Annotated in this window: 23 protein-coding genes; 16 read left to right on the plus strand and 7 right to left on the minus strand. The window is 62.6% G+C overall.

Annotated features, from left to right (window positions below; genetic code table 11):
• Positions 1–19: 19 nt before the first annotated feature.
• From RB548_RS23480 to glmS, 16 genes are all read left to right on the plus strand, one after another.
• On the plus strand, positions 20–1,810 hold the full coding sequence (locus tag RB548_RS23480) for a nickel-dependent hydrogenase large subunit (RefSeq protein ID WP_331375702.1): 1,791 nt from the start codon (positions 20–22) through the stop codon (positions 1,808–1,810).
• Positions 1,811–1,822: 12 nt separating this feature from the next.
• Complete coding sequence (cybH, locus tag RB548_RS23485; protein ID WP_331375703.1) at positions 1,823–2,536, plus strand: Ni/Fe-hydrogenase, b-type cytochrome subunit; 714 nt, start codon at positions 1,823–1,825, stop codon at positions 2,534–2,536.
• A gap of 4 nt (positions 2,537–2,540) precedes the next feature.
• Positions 2,541–3,143, plus strand: a complete 603-nt coding sequence (locus RB548_RS23490; RefSeq protein WP_331375704.1) for a HyaD/HybD family hydrogenase maturation endopeptidase — start codon at positions 2,541–2,543, stop codon at positions 3,141–3,143.
• A 156-nt stretch (positions 3,144–3,299) separates the two neighbouring features.
• Entirely contained in the window at positions 3,300–3,596 is a 297-nt protein-coding gene (gene hypC / locus RB548_RS23495) for a HypC/HybG/HupF family hydrogenase formation chaperone (RefSeq protein WP_331375705.1), read from the plus strand.
• Between the two features lie 141 nt (positions 3,597–3,737).
• Complete coding sequence (locus tag RB548_RS23500) at positions 3,738–4,043, plus strand: hypothetical protein (RefSeq protein ID WP_331375706.1); 306 nt, start codon at positions 3,738–3,740, stop codon at positions 4,041–4,043.
• Positions 4,044–4,191: 148 nt separating this feature from the next.
• On the plus strand, positions 4,192–4,980 hold the full coding sequence (locus RB548_RS23505) for a hydrogenase expression/formation protein (protein WP_331375707.1): 789 nt from the start codon (positions 4,192–4,194) through the stop codon (positions 4,978–4,980).
• Positions 4,977–5,174, plus strand: coding sequence for a rubredoxin (locus RB548_RS23510; protein WP_331375708.1), 198 nt, complete (start codon positions 4,977–4,979; stop codon positions 5,172–5,174). Before RB548_RS23505 ends, RB548_RS23510 begins: the two co-directional genes overlap by 4 nt.
• Positions 5,174–5,695, plus strand: coding sequence for a [NiFe]-hydrogenase assembly chaperone HybE (gene hybE / locus RB548_RS23515; RefSeq protein ID WP_331375710.1), 522 nt, complete (start codon positions 5,174–5,176; stop codon positions 5,693–5,695). Before RB548_RS23510 ends, hybE begins: the two co-directional genes overlap by 1 nt.
• Positions 5,692–6,804 carry a nickel-dependent hydrogenase large subunit gene (locus tag RB548_RS23520; protein WP_331375711.1) on the plus strand — a complete coding sequence of 371 codons (1,113 nt, stop codon included), beginning with the start codon at positions 5,692–5,694 and terminating at the stop codon, positions 6,802–6,804. Before hybE ends, RB548_RS23520 begins: the two co-directional genes overlap by 4 nt.
• Positions 6,797–7,138 (plus strand): hydrogenase maturation nickel metallochaperone HypA, encoded by a 342-nt coding sequence (gene hypA / locus RB548_RS23525; protein WP_331375712.1) that lies wholly within the window; start codon positions 6,797–6,799, stop codon positions 7,136–7,138. Before RB548_RS23520 ends, hypA begins: the two co-directional genes overlap by 8 nt.
• Positions 7,138–8,019 carry a hydrogenase nickel incorporation protein HypB gene (gene hypB, locus RB548_RS23530; protein WP_331375713.1) on the plus strand — a complete coding sequence of 294 codons (882 nt, stop codon included), beginning with the start codon at positions 7,138–7,140 and terminating at the stop codon, positions 8,017–8,019. Before hypA ends, hypB begins: the two co-directional genes overlap by 1 nt.
• 3 nt (positions 8,020–8,022) lie before the next feature.
• Entirely contained in the window at positions 8,023–10,299 is a 2,277-nt protein-coding gene (gene hypF / locus RB548_RS23535; protein WP_331375714.1) for a carbamoyltransferase HypF, read from the plus strand.
• The gene (locus RB548_RS23540) at positions 10,290–10,517 is read left to right on the plus strand and encodes a HypC/HybG/HupF family hydrogenase formation chaperone (RefSeq protein WP_331375715.1); all 228 of its coding nucleotides are present in this window, start codon (positions 10,290–10,292) and stop codon (positions 10,515–10,517) included. The genes hypF and RB548_RS23540 overlap by 10 nt, the downstream gene beginning before the upstream one ends.
• Positions 10,514–11,671: a hydrogenase formation protein HypD gene (hypD, locus tag RB548_RS23545; protein ID WP_331375716.1), complete on the plus strand. Its 1,158-nt coding sequence runs from the start codon at positions 10,514–10,516 to the stop codon at positions 11,669–11,671. Before RB548_RS23540 ends, hypD begins: the two co-directional genes overlap by 4 nt.
• Positions 11,668–12,720 carry a hydrogenase expression/formation protein HypE gene (gene hypE / locus RB548_RS23550; protein ID WP_331375717.1) on the plus strand — a complete coding sequence of 351 codons (1,053 nt, stop codon included), beginning with the start codon at positions 11,668–11,670 and terminating at the stop codon, positions 12,718–12,720. The genes hypD and hypE overlap by 4 nt, the downstream gene beginning before the upstream one ends.
• A 436-nt stretch (positions 12,721–13,156) precedes the next feature.
• Positions 13,157–14,983, plus strand: a complete 1,827-nt coding sequence (gene glmS / locus RB548_RS23555) for a glutamine--fructose-6-phosphate transaminase (isomerizing) (RefSeq protein WP_331375718.1) — start codon at positions 13,157–13,159, stop codon at positions 14,981–14,983.
• Between the two features lie 662 nt (positions 14,984–15,645).
• Here glmS and RB548_RS23560 read toward each other — a convergent pair.
• The 7 genes from RB548_RS23560 to RB548_RS23590 form a co-directional block, all read right to left on the minus strand.
• Complete coding sequence (locus RB548_RS23560) at positions 15,646–16,635, minus strand: beta-ketoacyl-ACP synthase III (RefSeq protein ID WP_331375719.1); 990 nt, start codon at positions 16,633–16,635, stop codon at positions 15,646–15,648.
• Entirely contained in the window at positions 16,632–17,900 is a 1,269-nt protein-coding gene (locus RB548_RS23565; protein WP_331375720.1) for an adenosylmethionine--8-amino-7-oxononanoate transaminase, read from the minus strand. The genes RB548_RS23560 and RB548_RS23565 overlap by 4 nt, the downstream gene beginning before the upstream one ends.
• The gene (bioD, locus tag RB548_RS23570) at positions 17,897–18,535 is read right to left on the minus strand and encodes a dethiobiotin synthase (protein ID WP_331375721.1); all 639 of its coding nucleotides are present in this window, start codon (positions 18,533–18,535) and stop codon (positions 17,897–17,899) included. Before bioD ends, RB548_RS23565 begins: the two co-directional genes overlap by 4 nt.
• Positions 18,532–19,677, minus strand: coding sequence for an 8-amino-7-oxononanoate synthase (locus RB548_RS23575; RefSeq protein ID WP_331375722.1), 1,146 nt, complete (start codon positions 19,675–19,677; stop codon positions 18,532–18,534). The genes bioD and RB548_RS23575 overlap by 4 nt, the downstream gene beginning before the upstream one ends.
• Positions 19,674–20,654 (minus strand): biotin synthase BioB, encoded by a 981-nt coding sequence (bioB, locus tag RB548_RS23580; protein WP_331375755.1) that lies wholly within the window; start codon positions 20,652–20,654, stop codon positions 19,674–19,676. The genes RB548_RS23575 and bioB overlap by 4 nt, the downstream gene beginning before the upstream one ends.
• 173 nt (positions 20,655–20,827) lie before the next feature.
• Positions 20,828–21,496: a GntR family transcriptional regulator gene (locus RB548_RS23585; protein ID WP_331375723.1), complete on the minus strand. Its 669-nt coding sequence runs from the start codon at positions 21,494–21,496 to the stop codon at positions 20,828–20,830.
• 357 nt (positions 21,497–21,853) lie between these two features.
• Entirely contained in the window at positions 21,854–22,273 is a 420-nt protein-coding gene (locus RB548_RS23590) for a MucR family transcriptional regulator (RefSeq protein ID WP_283067965.1), read from the minus strand.
• Positions 22,274–23,098: the final 825 nt, after the last annotated feature.

Below are 23,098 nucleotides of genomic sequence, written 5' to 3' on the forward strand. Positions count from 1 at the left end.
CACGCCAGGAAACACCACCATGAAGATCGAAACTCCAAACGGCTTCACGCTGGACAATTCCGGCAAGCGCATCGTCGTCGATCCCGTCACCCGCATCGAGGGCCATATGCGGATTGAGGTCAATGTCGACGAGAACAACATCATCCGCAACGCCGTGTCGACGGGCACCATGTGGCGAGGCATCGAGGTGATCCTCAAGAACCGCGATCCGCGCGACGCATGGGCGTTCACGGAGCGCATCTGTGGCGTCTGCACGGGCACGCACGCCTTGACGTCGGTGCGAGCGGTGGAAAACGCCCTCGGCATCACCATTCCCGAAAACGCCAATTCCATCCGCAACCTCATGCAGCTTGCCCTGCAGGTGCATGACCACGTGGTGCACTTCTATCACCTGCACGCCCTCGACTGGGTGGACGTCGTCTCGTCGCTCTCGGCCGACCCCAAGGCGACGTCGGCACTGGCACAGTCGGTATCCGACTGGCCGCTCTCCTCGCCGGGTTATTTCAAGGACATCCAGACGCGGCTCAAGAAATTCGTCGAGTCGGGTCAGCCCGGTCCCTTCAAGAACGGCTATTGGGGCAACGCTTCCTACAAACTGCCGCCCGAGGCAAACCTGATGGCGTTGGCGCACTATCTCGAGGCGCTCGATTTCCAGAAGGAGATCGTCAAGATCCACTCGATCTTCGGTGGGAAGAACCCGCATCCGAACTGGCTTGTCGGTGGCGTGCCCTGTCCAATCAATATTGACGGGACCGGTGGCGTCGGCGCTATCAACATGGAACGGCTGAATGTGGTCACCTCGGTCATCGACCAACTGATCGAGTTCAACGAGAAAGTCTACATCCCCGATATCATGGCCATCGGCTCCTTCTACAAGGACTGGCTCTATGGCGGCGGCCTCTCCGGCAAGAATGTGCTCGCCTATGGCGACGTGCCGGAGCACGCCAACGACTATTCGGATGCGAGCCTAAAGCTGCCGCGGGGCGCGATCATCAACGGCAATCTCGCGGAAGTGCATCCGGTGGACCATGCCGATCCCGAGGAGATCCAGGAATTCGTGACCCACTCCTGGTACAAATATCCCGACGAAAGCAAAGGCCTGCATCCCTTTGACGGCGTCACCGAGCCGCATTACGAGCTCGGGCCCAACGCCAGGGGCACCAAGACCAATATCGAACAGCTTGACGAGGGCGCGAAATATTCCTGGATCAAGGCGCCGCGCTGGCGGGGCCATGCGATGGAGGTCGGGCCGCTCGCGCGCTGGGTCATCGGGTACGCCCAGAACAAGGCCGAGTTCAAGGATCCGGTCGACAAGGTGCTCAAGGATCTTGGCCTGCCGGTATCGGCGCTCTTCTCGACGCTTGGCCGCACTGCCGCCCGCGCGCTCGAATCGAGCTGGGCCGGCCACCAGATGCGCTACTTCCAGAACAAGCTGATCGCCAATATCAGGGCCGGCAATTCTTCCACGGCCAATGTCGACAAGTGGAAGCCGGAAACGTGGCCCAAGGAGGTCAAGGGCGTCGGCTTCACGGAGGCGCCGCGCGGCGCGCTCGCGCATTGGATCAAGATCAAGGATGGCAGGATCGAAAATTACCAGTGTGTCGTTCCCACGACATGGAATGCCAGTCCACGTGATCCGGCCGGCAACATCGGCGCCTTCGAGGCGTCGCTGATGGATACGCCGATGTCCGACCCCGCTCAGCCGCTTGAAATCCTGAGGACCATCCATTCCTTCGATCCGTGCCTGGCATGCTCGACTCATGTCATGAGCCGGGACGGGCAGGAAAGGGCCAGGGTCCAGGTCCGCTGAGGAGGTTCGGTGATGACGATCCATCAATCGCTTGCCGCCGACGCCAACAGCGAAAAGGCCGTCGAGCAGAGCGTCTACTTCTACCAGGCGCCGGTGCGCCTGTGGCACTGGGGCAACGCCTTTTCGATCCTGACGCTCGCTCTGACCGGCTATTTCATAGGCTCGCCGCTGCCGTCCGTGCCCGGCGAGGCGAGCGCCAACTACCTGATGGGTCATATCCGCTTCATCCACTTCGCGGCGGCGCAGACCCTTTCTGTGCTTCTGATCCTGCGGCTCTATTGGGTTTTCGTGGGCAACGTGCATGCCCGCCAGATCTTCTACGTGCCCATGCGCGGCCGTTTCTGGAAGGAGTGTTTGCATGAAGTGCGCGGGTATATGTTCATGGCCCGCCAACCGAAGAGACATGTCGGCCATAACCCACTGGCGCGGCTCACCATGTTCCTCATGTTTACCCTGCCGCTGTTCTTCATGGTGATCACTGGTTTTGCGCTCTACAGCGAAGGCGCCGGCCGCGACAGTTGGGAATATGTGCTTTTCGGCTGGGTGTTCTCGATCTGGCCGAATAGCCAGGATATCCACACCCTCCATCATCTCGGCATGTGGGTCATACTCGTCTTCGTGATCATCCACATCTATGTGGCGGTACGCGAGGACATCATGAGTCGGCAAAGCGTCATCTCGTCGATAATCTCGGGCGAGCGACTCTTCAAGGACGTGGAGGACTAGACGGTTGCTCCATCGTCAACCGGCCATTCGCCCCGCGCCCCGTGTTCTCGTTCTCGGAATCGGCAATATCCTGTGGGCCGACGAGGGGTTCGGCGTGCGTGCGGTCGAAGCCTTCCACAGGGCTTACGAAGTGCCTGCCAACGTGACCATCCTCGACGGCGGCACACAGGGCCTTCACCTGGTTCAGTTCGTCAACGAACATGATCGGCTCATCGTCTTCGACGCCATCGACTACGGCCTCGTACCAGGCACGATGAAGGTGGTGGAGGACGATGAAGTGCCGAAATTTACCAGCGCGAAAAAAATGAGCCTACACCAGACCGGCTTCCAGGAAGTGCTGAGCGCGGCAGACCTTATGGGGCACTACCCCGAGCGCCTGACCCTGATCGGTTGCCAGCCGCTTGATCTCGAAGACTGGGGTGGTCCGCTGACGGCGCCGGTCAGGGCCGTCATTCCGGCGGCCGTCGAAACCGCCGTCCGGATATTGCGGGACTGGGGCGTTGGCGTTGCCGGGAGGCCGAAGGGAGCGGTGGTTCCGCCGCTCCTCGAAAACGATATCGACCTTGAAAATTATGAGCGCCGTGCCGAGCCGGCCGCGTCGAACTAGGAAGAGGGATCCCCATGGCGGCGCTTGCCGCGCTGTGCCGGCGCGCCTCTGCTTGCCGGCTGCGCATCTCTTGAAGGGGGCCGTTGGGATTCGCACGGCCGGCCCCGTGCCTGGACTCCCGATTTTGCAAGATCGGAACGACAGAGGAGGAGCATTATGTGCATCGGCATTCCCATGCGGGTTGTCGCCGCCAATGAGTTCGTTGCTGAGTGCGAGCGTCATGGCGCAATATCCTCGATCTCCCTCTTGCTTGTCGGCCCTCAGCCGCCTGGGACCCAGGTTCTCACTCATCTCGGCTCCGCCATCCGCGTGCTCGGTGCCGACGAGGCACGCGCGATCGACGACGCTCTTGCCGGCCTCGCCGAAGCCAGCGAAGGCCGCGCCTTCGAGACGTTCTTTGACGATCTCGTTTCCCGCGAACTCGAATTGCCGCGGCATCTTCGCACCGAGTGAAACGAACACGTCCAAACTGGAAATCGACGTTGCCGCCGATTATCGCTTTTTCCAACAGATCAAAGGAACTTTCCTCAGTCTGGCACGTCGCTTGCAAAACATCCTTCGCAACATCCTGCGTGCTGATTTGTGGAGGAGAAAATGCCATCTATTCTGGTCCCCACCGTGAGCGAGCGGGCGCCATCCGTCGCCGACAACACGAACATCGATGTTTTCCTCTTCCCGCCGGCGGGCGAACCCGACAACCACCCCATGCTGTTCCCCGCCCATGATTCAACGCAGCGGGCCGAGGCCGATGATGTCGCCGTCGTTCCTCTCGACTTCCCGCTGTTCTTCCAGGGCCGCCTGCGCGGCTCTGTGATTGGCGGCGCGGCCGAGGGCAAGCTCAGCCCCGGTTCAACGTCGTCTTGCGGCGTTTGGTTGCTATGCAACGGAAGCGGCCGGTGAACGTGCTCGGCGAGGTTCACGATCGGTCGCAATTTGTCGGGAAGCTCGGCGGCCGTCTGTCGCCCGACGCGTCAGTCACGGTGCACTCAGGCGGGCCGAAGGTCGAGACGCCGGTTTTTGGGTCGCCCCGGAAACTGACAGGGCGGTGATGACGGTGATAGGCGCTGAACCGCCCCGCAAGCTCAATTTCCTCGCGACAAGCAACGCGGAGGAGCTGATCCGCCGATGCTGGAGGACAGCGCTGCTCCTGCCGGGGCTGGCCGATGCGCTCGCGGTTCAGAAGGGTGACCGGCCGTGCCGGCTGTTCGACATCACCGACTATCCCGAGCACGACAAGGAACTGATCACCCACATTCTCGGTGAGGGCGAGGTTGCCGGTGTCGCGATGCTGGAGAACGGCATCACCGCTCAGATGCAGGAGGCTGTCATGGCCGGCATCTGGCGGATCCGCTTCACCGCCGCCGGAGGCCACCTCGTCGGCGACTATATCGAGGTTGGGAGCATTCCCGCCGCCGTCACGCAGGCCTGTTCCGGACTACCGGCATCGATCAGCCATGGCGCCGCGCCGGCAGGCGCCATGAATGTCATGCCCGTGCTCACTGAGATCGGTGACCGCATCACCCGTCATCGCGACAGCGATCCGGCCCATGTCATCACCTTGTCGCTCTTCCCCATGAGCCCGGAAGACATGGTCTTCCTGCAAAATTCACTGGGTGTCGGGCCGGTGCGGCTCACCTCGCGCGGATACGGAGCCTGCCGCATCGTCGCGACCGGCACACGCAATGTCTGGTCGGTCCAGTTCTGTAACGCCATGGACATGATCATCCTCGATACGCTGGAGATCTCCGACATACCCTCAGCCGCCATTGCCGCCGAGGAGGATTTCCATGACTCGGAGATGCGGCTCCGCGAGATGGAGGAGGCCTATTTCAAATGAGCGCCTTCGACAATTTCGGGAAGTGCGAGACCGTATCTGGCGACCGGATGGAATGCAGTATCTGCTGGCGCGTCTATGCTCCCGCCGCCGGCGACCCGGTCTCGCAGATTCCACCGAGCACGCCGTTTGCCGACCTGCCGGGGGAATGGCGCTGCCCGAATTGCGATGCACTCGAAGTTGAGGTTGGGCGGTGATGGGTGCCAGCATCAAGGGAGCCGAACCCAATCGGGCGCTGGCGCTCGGCCAACGGTTAGAAGCCCGCTATCGACACATTCACGCAACCGCCATGACTGACGTGCCGATCTGCAATCCCGCACTCACAGTCGCGGCTACGGGCTTCCGGACCTATCGCGGCCGCGCCTTCGGTATTGTGACCACGCCATGGTTCATGAATCTCGTGGCCGTGGATCTGCCTGACGGGGCACCTGCCGCGCCCGTCGCCACCGGCACGACCCTCAGTATCGGCCTTCCCGCGGGCGAAGTCGAATTCATAGCCGGAAAGCTCCACGCGATCGGCCGCGTCGATTCCTGCGCGCTGCTCTCGCCGGTCTTCGAATTCGCCACGATGGAGGCGGCATTGGAAATGGCGGAGGAGGCCGCCCGCGCCTTCTTCGATCGCGGCACGCTCGAGCCGGCACCGGCACCACCTGCTGTCATCAACCGGCGGCACCTGTTGCGCGGACATTTCCGCCGACGCGAGGAGGAGTCGGAATGACATTCCTTCGCGGGCCGGGCAAGATGAGGATCGCAGTGACGGTGTCGCGCGCAGTTGCCTGTTCCGTCGAAGTTAAAGCGAACCGTCCGCTGGGGCTAACTCGCATGTTCGTCGGACGCCGGCCGGAGGACGCGCCCAGACTCGCACGGCAGGTGTTTTCGCTCTGTGGCTTTTCGCAGTCGGTTGCCTCCAGGCTCGCGGTCCTCAATGCGGCGGATCTACCGATGGGTGAAGAGGAGCGCGCCGCCGCCGCCGCAGGTCTGCACGCGGAACGGATCTTCGAAACACTGCGGGCGCTGATCCTCCATTGGCCGTCGCCATTGTCCGCCGCGCTCGCGGCGGCCGCCGGCGGATATCTGCGAAAGGCACTGGCCGCCTCACAAGCGATCATTACGGAGGCGCGTACCGGCAAGATCAACCCACGACACCTCGCTTCGGCGATCGCCCGCCTCTGCTCGGCGGCTGCGGCGATGGGAATTTCCGGCCCGGGCGACATGACAGTGTCGGGATCGGTCTGCGCAGCAATGCTGAAAGATATAGACGACGATCGCGTTTTCGTTGGCCGGAGACCCAACGCGCTGACCGTCGAAGATGATCTGGAGGTCATCGCCCGGCTTTGTGATGAACCCGATTATACGAGACTGCCGCATCTTCCCGGCCGGGTTGTCGAGACGGGGGCCTACGCCCGGCGCGCAGCGGCGGGAGCTTCCGCGGGCTCCCATCTCGCGCAGCGGTTCCTGGCCCGGATCGGCGATGTCCGGTTCTGCCTCGGGCAACTAACGACTCTCGCCGGTACCGGCGAAGTTGACTGGCCAACGCTCGCCTGCGGTGCGCCGACGCCGGGCGCGGGCGGTTACGGCGCCGTGGAATGCGCGCGGGGCCGGCTCTATCATCAGGCAGAGATAGGCGACGACGGCAGGCTTTCGGCCTATCGCATCCTTGCCCCGACGGAATGGAACTTTCACCCGGCCGGTCCTTTCGTAGAAACTCTTCTGGGGTCGCGGATCGGCTCCGACCATTCCGCTACCCGGTCTGTCTCGCGGCTCGCCGTCCTGTTCGATCCTTGCGTGGCTATCGAAGTCGCTATCCGCGAGGCCGCAAATGCATGAAATGTCACTGATGGAAAGCGTGATCGAGATCATCTGCGAGACCGCGCGCCTGAATGGTGCAAGGCGGGTCAAGTCGGTCCGTCTCGATGTCGGCGTACTGAGCCACGTCGATCCCGACGCGTTGCTCTTCTGTTACGAAGCGGTGCGGCACGGCACGCTCGCGGATCGCGCGCGGCTCGAGATCAACCGCATCGCCGGCGAGGGCTGGTGCCTCGATTGCGGCACGGCAGTTGCTTTGAAGGAACGGTTCGGCGCCTGCCCGCATTGCGGGCGCCATCGCGTGCAAATGACGGCAGGCGACGAATTGAAAATCAGGGACATGGAGGTGATTTGATGTGTGCAATATGCGGTTGCGGGACATCGCCTGTCGAAGGCCACAAGCACGAGGCGGGCAGCCATGGTCATGGCCACGGCGGTGGGCCCGACCATGACCATCATCACCACCATGGTGACGATCATCATTCTCACCATCATGCAGAGGACGGCTCGGCCGACTGCCGCCAGGGCATTGCCGGCGTGCATGTTCCTGGCATGAGCCAGGAACGGATCATCCAGGTCGAGAGGGAGATCCTCTCCAAGAACGACACCTATGCCACCGAAAATCGGAGACATTTCGCAGACCAGGGCGTTTTCGCGCTCAACTTCGTCTCCAGCCCGGGCTCGGGCAAGACCAGCCTGCTTGTGCGGACGATCAGCGAGCTCAAGGAGCGTGTTACGATCAATGTCATCGAAGGCGACCAGCAGACCTCGAATGACGCGGCCCGCATTCGCGAGACAGGCGCCCGCGCAGTTCAGATCAACACCGGCAAGGGATGCCATCTCGACGCCCATATGGTCGGCCATGCGGTCGAGGATCTCGCGCCTGAGCCGGGCTCTGTGCTCTTCATCGAGAATGTCGGTAATCTTGTCTGTCCCGCCGCTTTCGATCTTGGCGAGGCTCACAAGGTCGTGGTGCTCTCGGTCACCGAGGGCGAGGACAAGCCGCTCAAATATCCCGACATGTTCGCCGCCGCCGACCTGATGATCCTCAATAAGGCGGACCTGCTCCCGCATCTCGACTTCGATGTCGGGCTGTGCATTTCCAACGCGCGGCTCGTCAATCCGCGGCTGCAGACGCTGATTGTCTCCGCCCGCACGGGGGAGGGGATGGAGGCCTTATATAGCTGGCTCGAAGCATCCGCTGCGCGGCAAGATAAGCAATCGAAGGTGGTGTGAACAATGGCGCGGGTGCTCGCACGACCGATCGAAAGCCGGGTCCGGCGGCTGCGGCTGCGCGTGCGCGGTACCGTGCAGGGCGTCGGCTTCCGGCCTTTCGTCTACAGGCTCGCGTGCGAGATGCGGCTTTCCGGGTTTGTCCTTAATGACAGTGAAGGCGTGCTGATCGAGATCGAGGGCCTGGATCCAGACCGCTTCCCCGAGGCGATCCGCACCCAGGCGCCGCCGCTCGCCCGTATCGATGCTTTGGACGTACTGGAGCTGCCGCCGATCGGCGGCGGTCGGTTCGACATCCTCGATAGCCTCGACGGCAGGAGTGCGACCCGTATCGGCGCCGACGCCGCGATTTGCGAGGAATGCCGGCGGGAACTCACGGATCCGGGGAGCCGGTTTTTTGGCTATCCCTTCGTCAACTGTACCCAATGCGGGCCGCGCTTCACCATAACCAGCGCGCTTCCTTACGACCGCGCCCAGACCTCGATGGCCTCGTTTTCGATGTGTGGTGCCTGCGCGGCGGACTATGTCGACCCGGAGAGCCGTCGCTTCCACGCCGAGCCAGTTGCTTGTCCTGAGTGTGGTCCAAGCCTCAGCCATCCAGTCGCCGACATGGCGGCGCGACTTGAAGGCGGCGCGATCGTCGCACTGAAGGGGGTCGGCGGGTTCCACCTGTTCTGCGATGCACGCAACGATGCGGCGATCGCGCGCCTCAGGCGGCGCAAGGCCCGCGAAGTGAAGCCCTTCGCCGTCATGGTGCGGGATATCGCGGCGGCACGGCAGCTGGCGCGGCTGACGGACGCCGAAGAGGCCTTGCTGACTTCGCCGGCGAGCCCGATCGTTCTGGTGGAGGCCGTTGCCGGCAAGCTGTCCAATCTCGTTGCTCCCGGACTCGGGCGGATAGGCTTCATTGTGGCCTACGCACCGGCGCACCTGCTCCTGTTCGATGAACTCTCCCGTCTTTCGCCGCACTGTCCCCCTGCGCTGGTCGCGACCAGCGCCAATCCCGGCGGCGAGCCGCTCGTTGCCGATAATGCGGATGCCGAGCTGCGCCTTTCGGCGATCGCCGATCTGATCGTCACCCATGATCGCGACATCGTCGCCCGCGCCGACGACTCCGTCATGCAAGTTGTTGACGGCGCGCCCGCCTTCATCCGCCGCGCCCGCGGCTTCGTGCCAGAGCCCGTCGACCTTGGCGCGGACGGACCTTCCGTGATCGCCACCGGTACAGACCTCAAGAACACCGTCTGCGTCACGCGCGGTCGCGAAGCGTTTCTGTCGCAGCATGTGGGCGGCCTCGACAATGCGGAGGCGATACGCTTCCAGCGCGAAGCGGCGACCCATCTCCGTTCGATCCTTGACGTGACGTTGGAATTCGCGGTCTGCGACCTGCATCCGGATCTCCGCTCGGTGCGGATGGCGGAGAGCTTCGGTCTGCCGGTCATCCCGGTTCAGCACCATCTCGCTCATGTCGCTGCGGTGGCGGCGGAGCATCGACTCGCCGAACCGGTCGTCGGGCTCGCGCTCGACGGCCACGGTCTTGGCACCGACGGCAGCAGTTGGGGTGGCGAGATGCTTGCGGTAGAGGGACATCGCTGGCTGCGCACAGGATCGCTCATGCCGCTGCCGCTGCCGGGTGGCGACCGGGCGGCGCGCGAACCCTGGCGCATGGGAGTCGCAGCACTTCAGGCGGCGAACCGCATCGACCTCGCGCGGGCGCTCGAGCTCGCTCATTCCGGCGTGGCGCGATTGGCGGCGATGTTCAACCGCGGCATGCGGACCCCGGTTACGAGCAGCCTCGGTAGGCTCTTCGACGCCGCCGCGGCGATATCGGGTGTTAGCCTCGTCCAGACCCATGAGGGGCAGGCAGCGATGGAATTCGAGGCGCTGGTCCGGGCGCCGCGGTGCCTGCCCGGCGGGTATGCCATTAACGATGGAGTGCTCGACTTCCGGCCGCTCATCCTGTGTTTGGCTGAGACAGGGATGTGCGGCACCGATGCCGCCGACCTTTTCCATGGCACGCTGATTGCCGGCCTCGCGGATTGGGCGGCGAGCGGCGCGGCCAACCTCGGCACTGGGCAGGTTGTGCTCGGCGGCGGATGTATGATGAACCGCGTGCTTGCGACGGGTCTGGCGCAGGCACTGCGGGAGCGCGACCTTGAGCCATATTTGCCACGTCTGGCGCCGGCCAATGACGGCGGCGTTGCGCTTGGCCAAGCCGCCCATGCGCGGCAGGTCATCATGGCCAAACGTGCATCTGAGGAGCAGAGCCCAACATGTGCCTAGCCATACCGGTCGAGGTCAGGGAAGTGCTGCCCGACGAAATGGCGAGAGTCACGCTCGACGGCGTCTCGAAAATCATCTCGACGGCGCTGATCGACGATGTCCGGCCGGGCGACTACGTCATCCTCCATGTCGGCTATGCGCTGACGAAGATTAATCCTGAGGAGGCGGAGCGAACGCTGGCGCTGATCCAGGAAGCCGCGATGGGTCATGCGACATGAAGTATATCGACGAATATCGTAATGGAACGCTCGTCCGCGATATTGCCCGTCAGATCGCGTCGACTGCGGATCCGGCTCGCTCCTACCACTTCATGGAGTTCTGCGGTGGACACACGCACGTGATCTCCCGCTACGGGTTTGAGGATTTGCTGCCCGACAATGTCCGGATGGTCCACGGCCCGGGTTGTCCTGTTTGCGTGCTGCCGATCGGCCGGATCGGCGCGGCGATCGCGCTCGCGATGCGTCCCGAGATCACGCTTTGCACCTATGGCGACCTGATGCGCGTACGGGACAGGAACGGTTGGAGCCTGCTCAAGGCAAAGGCGGCCGGCGCCGATATCCGCATGGTCTACTCGACCCTCGATGCGCTGAGGATCGCGGAAGCCGAGCCGCAGCGCGAGGTGGTGTTCTTCGCGATTGGCTTCGAGACGACGACACCGCCAACCGCTCTGGCGCTAAAGACGGCGATCGCCAGGAACCTCGGCAATTTCTCGATCTTCTGCAACCATGTCGTGACCCCGGCGGCAATCCACAACATCCTGGAGAGTCCGGATGTCAGCAAGCCCGGTACGATCAAGATCGATGGCTTCATCGGCCCAGCCCATGTCAGCGCTGTGATCGGCACGAAGCCCTATGAATTCTTCGCCGAGAAATTCCGCAAACCGGTCGTGGTCGCCGGCTTCGAGCCACTCGATGTCATCCAGGCGGTCCTGATGCTCGTGCGCCAGATCAACGACGGCAGGCACGTGGTCGAAAACCAGTATATCCGCGCGGTGACCAGACTCGGCAATGTGAAGGCCCAGGCGGAGGTGGCGAATTTCTTCGAGCTGCGCGAGAGCTTCGAATGGCGAGGCCTCGGCGAGTTGCCTTTGAGCGGCCTCAGGCTCCGGCCACAATATGCGGCCTACGATGCCGAAAAGCGCTTTTCGATGATGACCTTCACGGCCGAGGACAATCCGGCCTGCGAATGCGGTGCCATTCTGCGCGGCGTGAAGAAACCTGCCGACTGCAAGCTGTTCGGCACGGTCTGCACGCCCGATACCCCGATGGGATCCTGCATGGTGTCGTCGGAAGGCGCCTGCGCCGCACACTGGACCTATGGCCGCTTCCGCACGAAGGCGCGGCAACCGGATGCCGGGAGGGCGGTCGCATGAAAATGATGATGGAGGCGTACAGCCGAAACCTCGACGTTGCCAATGGGCGGGTCGATCTCTCCCATGGCGCCGGCGGACGTGCAATGGGACAGCTCATAGAGGGCATCTTTCACAAGGCCTTCGACAACATCTGGCTGCGCGCCGGCAACGACCAGTCGGCCTTCACGGTCCCGGGCGCACGCATGGTCATGAGCACTGACGGCTATGTCGTCTCGCCGCTGTTCTTTCCCGGCGGGAATATTGGCTCGCTCGCCGTGCACGGCACGATCAACGATATCGCCATGGCCGCTGCCCGACCGCTCTATCTCTCGGCGAGCTTCATCATCGAGGAGGGTTTTCCGCTCGCCGATCTCGAACGCATCGCCGAAAGCATGGGCGTTGCTTCGCGCGCGGCCGGTGTGCCGATTATCACCGGCGATACCAAGGTGGTCGAGCGAGGCAAGGCCGACGGTGTCTTCATTTCGACGTCCGGCGTCGGCGTGGTGCCGGACGGGCTCGATCTGCGCGCCGATGCCGCCCGGCCGGGTGATGCGGTTATCCTCTCCGGCTCGATCGGTGATCATGGCATCGCGGTGATGTCGAAACGCGAGAACCTGGAATTCGATGCGGCGGTCGTCTCCGACAGCGCCGCGCTGCACGGGCTTGTGGCCGCGATGGTAGAGGCCGGTGGCAGGCAAATCCGGCTGATGCGCGATCCCACGCGCGGCGGCATCGCCGCGACGCTTAACGAAATCGCCAGCCAGTCAAAGGTCGGCTTCCATATTGACGAGGAAGCCATCCCGGTCAAACCGGAGGTGGCAGCGGCCTGCGAGTTGCTAGGGCTCGATCCGCTCAATGTCGCCAACGAGGGCAAGCTTGTCGCCGTCGCCGGGCCGGAAGGCGCCAAAGCAATCCTGGCTGCGATGCGTGCACATCCCCTCGGGCGGGAGGCGGCGCTGGTCGGACACGTCGTGGCTGACGACGATTGTTTCGTGCAGATGTCGACCTGTTTCGGCGGCGGCAGGATCGTCGACTGGCTGTCGGGCGAGCAATTGCCCAGGATCTGCTGAGAGAGGCGAATGCGCATACTGTTTACTGCGACAGCTTCAATTCTCGGTCTGAGCGGCGGCATGTCGAGTTGCGGGACGCTCGGTCATCTGCGCGTCGAGCGCTAGCGAGGAGATTGAGGGCCGAGCCCTCGAAACGCATTGGCGTCGTGCATCCATGGTGCGAATGGGTGTGATCCAAAGAATCGATTTTGCCAATCTGTTGAGTGCAATTAGAAAGCGCTGGGCCTGACCAAACCAAGCGCATGGCGGCAGGTCGATTGTCGATATGACGCTTCTGCCAGCCGCCATTTCGGCGGCGTCACGAACGGCGACAGCAGGTGACGCGCAGCGAAGAAACGATCGCCTGTGTGAGGCGACCGAGAGCTATTGATGTAGCCTCGCTCAGACGGGGTATTTGAGTACGCCGCGGCCGGCGTGGAAGGAACGCGAAGAGGATATGTGCGGGATCGTAGGCATCGTCGGGCAGCAGCCGGTCTCGGAACGGCTGGTCGGTGCGTTGAAACGCCTGGAATACCGCGGCTACGATTCGGCCGGCGTCGCGACGATCGATGGTGGAGCGCTCGATCGCCGGCGCGCGGAGGGCAAGCTCGTCAATCTCGAGGCAAGGCTGAATAAGGATCCATTGGCTGGCACCATCGGCATAGGCCATACGCGCTGGGCAACGCATGGCGCACCGACGGAACGCAATGCGCACCCCCATTTCACCGATGGTGTTGCGGTGGTCCACAACGGCATTATCGAGAACTTTGCTGAGTTGAAGGACGAACTGGCCGCGGCCGGCGCCGCGTTCCAGACCGAGACCGACACGGAGGTCGTCGCGCATCTCCTGGCAAGGCTTCGCCGCGATGGGATCGGACGGCGCGAGGCGATGTTTGCGATGCTGAGGCGGCTGAGGGGCGCATACGCACTCGCTGTCCTTTTCGAAGATGATCCGCTGACTATCATGGCGGCACGAAACGGACCGCCGCTGGCGATCGGCCACGGCGACGGCGAAATGTTCCTGGGGTCTGATGCGATCGCCCTGGCGCCCTTCACCAATGAAATCACCTATCTGTTCGATGGCGACTGGGCGATCATCGACAAAACCGGTGTCCATATCTTTGATATCGACGGCAACGCCGTCGCCCGGCCGCGGCAGGTTTCCTCGGACGTCGCCTATATGGTCGACAAGGGCAATCATCGCCATTTCATGGAGAAGGAAATCTACGAGCAGCCGGAGGTCATCTCCCACGCGCTCGGCCACTACATCAACTTCATCGAAAACCGTGTGACGGCTGTTTGCGATGACATCGATTTCTCCAAAGTACCGAGTCTTGCGCTTTCCGCCTGCGGTACCGCCTATCTTGCCGGGCTGATCGGCAAGTACTGGTTCGAGCGTTACGCGCGTCTTCCGGTCGAAATCGATGTCGCCTCCGAGTTTCGTTATCGCGAGATCCCGCTCTCGCCGCAATCGGCCGCTCTCTTCATTTCGCAGTCGGGGGAAACGGCCGATACGCTGGCATCGCTCCGGTACTGCAAGGAACACGGCCTGAAGATCGGTGCCGTCGTCAATACCCGCGAATCGACGATCGCGCGGGAATCCGACGCGGTCTTCCCGATCCTCGCCGGTCCGGAGATCGGCGTCGCATCGACCAAGGCCTTCACCTGCCAGCTTGCCGTGCTCGCCGCGCTCGCTATCGGGGCGGGCAGAGCGAGAGGCACGGTCAGCGATGAGGAAGAACAGGCGCTGGTGAGAAGCCTTGCCGAGATGCCGCGCATCATGGGCCAGGTGTTGAACAGCATCCAGCCGAAGATCGAGTACCTGTCGCGCGAATTGTCGAAGTGCCGAGACGTGCTCTATCTCGGCCGCGGCACCAGCTTCCCGCTGGCGATGGAAGGCGCGCTGAAGCTCAAGGAGATTTCCTACATCCATGCGGAAGGCTATGCCGCCGGCGAACTGAAGCATGGCCCGATCGCGCTGATCGACGAGAACATGCCTGTCATCGTCATCGCGCCGCACGACCGCTTCTTCGACAAGACGGTCTCGAACATGCAGGAAGTTGCCGCTCGTGGCGGGCGCATCATTCTCATCACGGACGAGGCGGGAGCTGCGGCGTCGAAGCTCGACACGATGCATACGCTCGTGTTGCCGAACGTCGACGAAATCATCGCGCCGATGATCTTCGCGCTGCCGATCCAGCTTCTTGCCTATCACACGGCCGTGTCCATGGGCACCGATGTCGATCAGCCGCGCAACCTCGCCAAGTCGGTAACGGTCGAATGATCATACGGCCGGAAGCACACGAAGCAGGGAGTCCATGGCGGCTGTGACGGCTACCGCCTAGGACGCGTCGCCTCCGAGTTGGGTCAGCTCGGAGGCGACGTCGGCAGCGTCCTGGAGTCTGACGCCGTCAACATTACCGCAATAAGGAACGCGTTCGAGACCAGCGGGATCGGTCTTGTCTCCAGCTCATCGCTCTGTTCGCGTCTCTCTCCCAAATCGGTAAAACGTGCTCCCCGGCACAAGAACCAGACGTCCAGTCCCCGACACGGATGCGGTGAAACCTACAAAGCGAGGGCCGCGGCGACTAAAGAGACCATCCGCGCTCGAATTTCACAGTCCCGTCGCCCTGTTGCGATCGACAGGAGGCGCTCGCGCGGCGCTGCTATCGGCGGCCACCCCTGCGCAAGCCTGGCCGAACTGCTTCTACGCCTCGGCGGAGGAGGGAAAGCCGGTAGGTGGGGCATGCCCGGCACACTTCAAACCCGGCTACGGGTAGGGCAGAACCCCGAACGCCTGCCGCAAAACGTCTTCTCGACCAGGCCCGCCGCCTGCAGCTCGCTCAGGCGATCCTTGGACTCGTCAACGGCGCCTTTGCATGTGCAACAACGTTGTTTTCAAATTCGAAGCCTTCAACGAGGGGCGTTTTCGCAGCACCCACCAAACTATACCCCGAAAACGACAGCACCTCCGGTTAAGCCGGCTCCAGCGGCGGTCAGCAACAGCTTTTCGCCGGAAACAAGTGGCCTGGTTTGATGCGAGAGCGACAGGGAAAGCGCTATGGTCGCCGCTGACGAATTCCCATAATTGTCGATCGTTCGCACTGTTCGTCCCGGGTCGATGCCGAGCCTGTCGCTGACGGCATCAAAAATTCGGGCATTGGCTTGGTGAGGCACGAAGCGGTCTATCCTTGTCGCGTCCAGACCGGCGGCGGCGAGTGCCCGGGCGCCGCAGGTCGCCATCATCTCAACGGCCTGCGCGAACATCTCGCGGCCATCGCGCATAGTCATCAGAAAATCCTCCGCCGGGATGCCTGAAGCGAAGGGCCGGTTGCTGCCGCCGGCAGGAATGGAGATCAGACCATAACGGCTTCCGTCCGAGGCGAGATCGACACCGAGAATTCCCTTCTCGACCTCGTCCGATGGCGCCAGCACGACGGCTCCGGCGGCATCCGCGAAAAGGACCGCGCTTGCGCGCTCGGCCGAATTGATCCTCCGGCTCAAGATATTTGCCGCCACGACCAGGACCGGCCGGCCCTGCGCGCGCACGAACCCGTCGGCAAGTGTCAGTGCGTAGACAAAGCCCGAGCAGGCGCCGGCAAGATCGATCGCACCGCTGTTCAAAAGGCGAAGACGGTGAGCGAGCAACGGGGCAGACGGCGGGAGAAGATGATCAGGCGTCGATGTGGCCAGCAGCGTCAGCGCAATCTCTCCGCGCGCGATGCCCGCGTTGTTGAGAGCAGCTTCTCCGGCCCTCGCCGCAAGTCCGCTGAGGGTGTCGCCATCGTCAACCCAGTACCTCGTTCGAATACCCGTTCGGCGTTCGATCCAGCCCGGCTCCAGTCCGAGTCTCATTTCGATCTCGGCATTTTCGACGCGTCGGTCCGGCACGGCGTGGCCGATCCCCGCAAGACGCGATGCAGGTGCGCCGCTCATAGCCGCCCTTCCGCAAAAAGGCCCGCCGCCTCGTCGATCGCGTCATAGGCCCGGTCGAGATCGGCAGCGGTGGCGCAGTACGGCGGCATCAGATAGATGACGTTGCCGAGCGGGCGGATCAGGAGCTTGCGCTCGCGGAAAAACGCTCGAAGGCGGGGTCCGATCTCGGACAGATAGCCGCCCTCCGGCACGACGACGTCGAGAGCGGCGATCGTGCCCATTTGCCGAAGATTGGCAAACCGGGGGTCGGATGCGAAGCGAGCAAGCCCCTTCTCATGAAGCCTCTCGAGCGCGCCGATACGGCCCCGCACCGGCTCCTCCCGCCAAATATTGAGATTGGCAACGGCCGCCGCGCAGGCGATCGGGTTGGCGGTGTAGGAACTGGAATGGAAGAAGGTCTTGCGTCGGTCCGCCGAGAGATGCGCCTCGAAGATCGCGGCGGTGCAAAGCGTTGCCGCCAGCGGCAGCGCCCCGCCTGTCAAGCCTTTTGAGGTACACAGGATATCTGGCGCGATGCCTGCCTGTTCGCAGGCAAAGAGGCTGCCGGTTCGCCCCCAGCCGGTCATCACCTCGTCGGCAATCGTCAGGCAGCCGTATCGGCGGGCGAGGTGCTTCAGTTCCGCAAGCAGCGACGCCCGATACATCTTCATGCCACCAGCGCCGAGAACGAGCGGTTCGATGAGGAGGGCGGCGACCTCGCCGGAACGGCATATCGCTTCGAAAGCATCGAGTGTCGCCTGATCAGAGTCTGCCTGAGGAAACGGCAGCCGATCGACATGGAAGAGCAGCGGCTCATAGGCCGCGTTGAAGACGCCGCGCTCTCCCGTAGACATGGTGCCGATCGTATCGCCATGGTAGCTGTGCTCCATGACCACGATGCGGCTCCGCGGCTTGCCAATGTTATGGAAAAAACCAAGCGCCATCTTCAGCGCGACCTCAACGGCGGTGGAGCCGCTGTCGGAAAAGAAGACGTGGGCGAGTCCGGCAGGCGCCACTTCGATCAGGCCCGTCGCCAGTTTCTCCGCCGGTTCGTGGGAATATTCCGCAAAGATGATCTGGTCGTAGGTTTCACAGGCCGTTCGGATCGCCTCCATGATCGCCGGATGGCGGTGGCCGTGGGTTACCACCCACCAGGACGAGATCGCGTCGAGAATGGGCGTGCCGTCCTTGTCGATGAGATAGGCGCCCTCGGTCTTGGCGATCCGCTTCATCATCGGCTCGAGCGCATGCTGGGTAAAGGGATGCCAGATGGGTGAGCGGATCATGCCGGCTCCTTCAGGAAAAGGCCGATATCAAAGTTCTCCCGAAAGGCCTGGCGCAGCAGCTCCGGGGTCAGCGGGTCCAGTTTCGGCAGCCGTCCGAGCGAACGGACGCGGCCCATCTTGGCGATGATGCTTTCCGTATCCGCTTGCCTTTCGCCGATAAAAGCGACGCCGAAAACTGGAATCGAGCGCGCGCGCAGCGCCTCCAGGGACAGGAGTGTGTGGTTGATGGTTCCGAGGTCCGTGCGGGCGCACAGCACAACGGGTATCTGCCAGCGGGCAAAAACGTCCGCGAAGACGGTCTCTGCGGTAAGCGGCACCAGCAACCCGCCTGCGCCCTCAATGATCAGCGGCCCCTCCGGCACAGGCGGGACAAGCCCTTCGGCCTCAATCCGGAGGCCGTCGATGCTGGCTGCCAGATGCGGCGAAGCCGGCGTGCGCAGCCGATAGGCTTCCGGCACGATGCGCGCGGGCGGTATGCGGCCAAGCCGCTGAACCGTCTCGCTGTCCGTTTCACCTTCAAGACCGGACTGGACCGGCTTCCAGTAACAGGCGCCGAGTGCATCCGTCAGGGCGGCGGAAAAGACTGTCTTGCCGATACCCGTATCGGTTCCGGTGACCACGAGGCGACGCGTCACGGCTTTTCCTCCACCATGATCACGGCGAGCCGCGCGAACATCTGCGAAATCGCCGGCCTGTCGACATTGAGGGTGATGGCAATCCGAAGCCTTGCCGTGCCTTCCGGGACGGTCGGCGGCCGGATCGCGCGGATATCGAAGCCTTCGGCACGCATGCGCGCCGCAACCCTCAGGCATAGGGCATTGTCGCCGATCGGGACCGGCAGGATCTGCGACCCGCTGCCCTTGACGCCGAGCACGGCCGCAAGTTCCGCATTGGCGAACGTTCGCAACGCTTCCAACGCAGCCCGACGCTCGGGCTCATCGACAACAACCCTCAACGCCTCGCGCACGCACGCGGCGATAAGCGGCGACGGCGCGGTCGAATAGATGAAGCCGCGTGCCCGGTTGACGAGATAGTCACAAATCACGGCGCTGGCGCCGATCAGTGCGCCGCTGACACCAAGCGCCTTGCCGCAGGTGTGAAGGACGATGATGTTCTCGCGGTTTTCCAGACCGTGGGCGAGACCGCGGCCGTCCGGGCCGAAGACGCCTGTGGCATGCGCCTCGTCGATCACCAGAAAGCCGTCATGCCGGTCGGTGAGTTCCGCGAGCTCGGGGAGGGGAGCGCGGTCGCCGTCCATCGAGTAGAGGCTTTCGACGGCAATCCACGGATGGCCGGTCCGGCCCGCAAGTCGCCATCGCCGGATCGCGTCGGCAAAACCTTCGACGTCGTTGTGCGGTACGGAGACTGCCGGTGCCTTGCTTGCCGAAATGCCTTCGTGCGCGCTGGCATGCACCAGTGCGTCATGGACAATCAGATCATCCCGTTGTGGCAGGGTCGCAAAGAGCGCGGCGTTGGCCGCATAGCCGCTGCCCAAATAAAGGCAGCGCTCGGTGCCGAAATGGGCAGCAGCCTCGGCCTCGAGCGCCTGATGCTCCGGATGATTGCCGCGCAGCAGCCGCGAGCCGCCGGCACCAACCGGCACGCCGCGTTCGATCGCGGCGGCGATCGCAGCCTTGAGGCGTGGAGAATCGGCGAGTGCCAGATAGTCGTTGGACGTGAAATCGATCGCACCCGGCGGCAGCAGCACCCTGCGCCGTCCCTTGCGCTCGAGCGCTGCCAATGTGCGTGCGTAGCGGTCGAGGCCGCAGCCGTTCATGTGTTCGGCTCCAGTGCCATCGGCTTCAGGCCGAGTCGGCGGAAGAGCCCGGCATCTTGGTCTTCCCCGGGATTGTCGGCGGTCAGCAACGTGTCGCCGACAAAGATCGAATTGGCCCCGGCAAAGAAACAAAGAGCCTGCATCTCGTCGGTCATTTCCGTCCGTCCGGCGGACAGTCGCACATGGGATTGCGGCATCAGGATGCGCGCAAGCGCGATGACGCGAACGAACTCGATGGGGTCGACCGGAGCCGCATCGGCCAGTTTCGAGCCGGGAATCGGAATGAGCATGTTGATCGGCACGCTTTCGGGCGGGGAGTGAAGATTGGCGAGAGTGACCAGCATGGAGATGCGGTCATCGGCCGTCTCGCCCATCCCCAGAATGCCGCCGGCACAGACGTTGATGCCGGCCTCGCGCACATTCGAAAGGGTTTCGAGGCGGTCGGCGAAAGTACGAGTGGTGATGATTTCGCTGTAGAAGCGCTCCGAGGTGTCGATATTGTGGTTGTAGTAATCGAGACCGGCGTCGGCGAGCGCCGCGCTCTGTGCCGGCGACAACATTCCGAGCGTCATGCACGTCTCCATGCCGAGCTGCTTTACGCCGCGAACCATCGCGACGATTGCGTCCATGTCGCGGTCTTTCGGGCTGCGCCAGGCTGCACCCATGCAATAGCGTGTCGCGCCCCCCTCCTTGGCCTTGCCCGCCTCGGCGATAACTCTTTCGACTTCCATTAGCTTCGAGGCCTTGAGCCCCGTCGGATAATGAGCCGACTGGCTGCAATAGCCGCAATCTTCGGCGCAGCCGCCTGTCTTGATCGAAAGCAGCCGGCTCATCTGCACCACATTGGGGTCGAAATTTGCCCGGTGCACCGTCTGTGCCTGGTACAGCAAATCGTTGAATGGCAAATTATAGATTTTTTTGGCTTCTGAAGGGACGCATCGCTTCGATTTTTGTTCGTTTGCGACAGTTCGGTTCAGCTTTCCCGGCAAGTTCGCCTCCGCGCAAGAATCATTATCAATAGAAGATGTGTTCTATCTATAATTTGCGGTCGGATGCAAGCAAGCACGCCGAGAGCGTGTACCCTCTGACACTCAACTGCCGGGCGAGGCGTCGTGGTGAATGAAGTGGGTCGGGAGGAGGGGCCCGGCCCTCAGCCGGCGATTGCGAAGATATCGCGCCTCGCGCCGGCGGGTCCTTTGGTCGGTCTCTGGCCAATCCGTTGGACGTGACGCTCCAGAATTGCCGAGGCGTTTTCGGTTTTTCCCTCGCGCAGAAAGGCAAGGATGGCACGATGCTCGTGGTCGGTCCGCACTTCCCATTCGGACCGCCAGGACGCAAACAGAAAGCGCGCGCTTGCGGCATGTAGATCATCAATTGCAGCAAGCAGGCGCGGCATTCCGCAAGGTGTAAGAATGAGCCTGTGGAAACGCCTGTTTGCATCCTCCCAGGATCGGACATCGCGCGAATCGTCGCCTGCGACTGTCGCTTCTTCTGCCTCGTTGAGAATGGATGGCGTCAAGTGCGGCGCCGCATGCCTGAGCGCGAGCACTTCCAGTGCTGCCCGCATTTCCGCCACCTCCCGGACCTCATTGAGATCGAAGGAGGCCACTCGGACGCCGCGGCGTGGCTCGCTAACGACCAAACCTTGCGCTTCAAGCCGCCGAAACGCCTCGCGCACCGGTACATGGCTCGCGCCGAATTCCTCTGCGAACTTGTCCTGCTTCAGCTTCATGCCTGGGGCAAGCTGGCCAGTGACAATCCGATCGGCGAGGATGCGGCTGATGCGGCTGGCAATTGTGTCGTCGTTTGCTGCGATCATGGCTTCCATTCAGTTCCGGCCAACTGGTGTCGTCCCTGTACACCGTTTCCATCCCGGATTGCTACCGTGATAAGGAGGCCGGCTGCGGGTATGATCGTCGGGCACGTGATCAGTTTGGCAGCGAACCGGTCTGCAATAACTCAGGCATCGCATGCCCTTTGAGCCCAAAGTGCCGCAACGCGACCAAGCTTCACGGGACGAGCGCCGCAACCTTGCGGGCGCCTCCATTTCGAACGACAGCGAAAAAGACGGCTCTAGGAGACCGCTGCGCAAATGCGCAACAGGTGTGACAGCTATTTCCGAGACTATTTAACGACACTTCAGGTCGATCGCTGGCCCGCCGAAGCTGAGGGCTGCCTACCGTTTCTTGCCCAAACCGGTTGCGCGCGCGAGGGCCGAGCGTTGTTGAGCATAGTTTGGAGCAATCATCGGGTAGTCATCCGGAAGACTCCATTTTGCACGATATTCCTCCGGTGTGAGCCCGTACTTTGCCATCAGGTGCCGCCTCAGCGTTTTGAACTTTTGGCCATCCTCGAGGCAAATGATGAAATCGGCCGTCACCGACTTCTTGATCGGAACGGCGGGGCGACGTTCTCCAACGGCAGAGTCAGGTTCGGCCGTGCCTGGCTGAGATGTGCTGCTTAATGAGGAAAACGTCTGCTCAATAAGATTAGGCAGGCCCTCAACAGGAACGACATTGCGGCTCAGATAAGCGGCGACGATTCGGCTCGTCAGCTCAAGCTTCCGTTCCTCGTTGCCCGAACGTGATTCACTCAACGTCTTCTCCTTTGTCTTCATGTCGGTCAGATTCGTTCAACGTGCAGGTATTTCAGCCGGAAGGAAGGCGGTAACAGATGCTGATTTGTCTTTTTCGACAGATTCCCGTCTTTTTTGTCATGTCTTGACCCTGTCGACTCCTTTCGCATTTGCCAGAGTCCGATGCGGCTTCTGTCCTGTTGCACTCGAAGAACACGGGAGGGATGCCGGCCAAGTCGCCGAACTGTCCATACGTTAGGCGCAATGTGCCGCGTGTCGCAGCGCTTACGAGTTCGTTTCTGGGTCGCTTAACTACGCGGTTAGAGCCTTCGTCATTTGTTGCCCATCGCGACCCGTGCCCCTTTACGACTGGGCATCGTGATCTGTCGATGATCCCCCGCGCCACCGCGTTCGATCCTCAGCCTCTAGTGTGGCCGCCGGCCGAAGCAGTAAGCGCGCCGCGCCCGTGCAAGATCTTCCCTATCTTCAGCGACAACTCGTCGAGCGTTGCCATAACTCGGTTCACTTGCGACAGGGTGGCGGTCATTTCAGGGCCGTATCTGGTGATGAGGTATTCTCTGCTGGATGACAGGGTCGCCAAGTGCTGTCCTGTGCGCTTGCGCAAGAGTAGGCCCGCATCAATCGCCATTCGCGCTCGTTCGCTGACATCGTGTTGAAGGCCGCGAAGGGACTTAGAGTCGTACCCTCTAGTGATGAGATACGCGTTCAGGTGCGGCTCAATCGAGTGGAGGGCCAGAAGCCGGCGGGGAGCGTGGGATAACTGCTTACCCCGTGGCGCGTGTTCGCCAAGCAATTTAGCGGCCATCCTGTAATGCCCTGCTAACT

Origin of the sequence: Sinorhizobium chiapasense (assembly GCF_036488675.1) — a bacterium.
Classification (GTDB): domain Bacteria; phylum Pseudomonadota; class Alphaproteobacteria; order Rhizobiales; family Rhizobiaceae; genus Sinorhizobium; species Sinorhizobium chiapasense.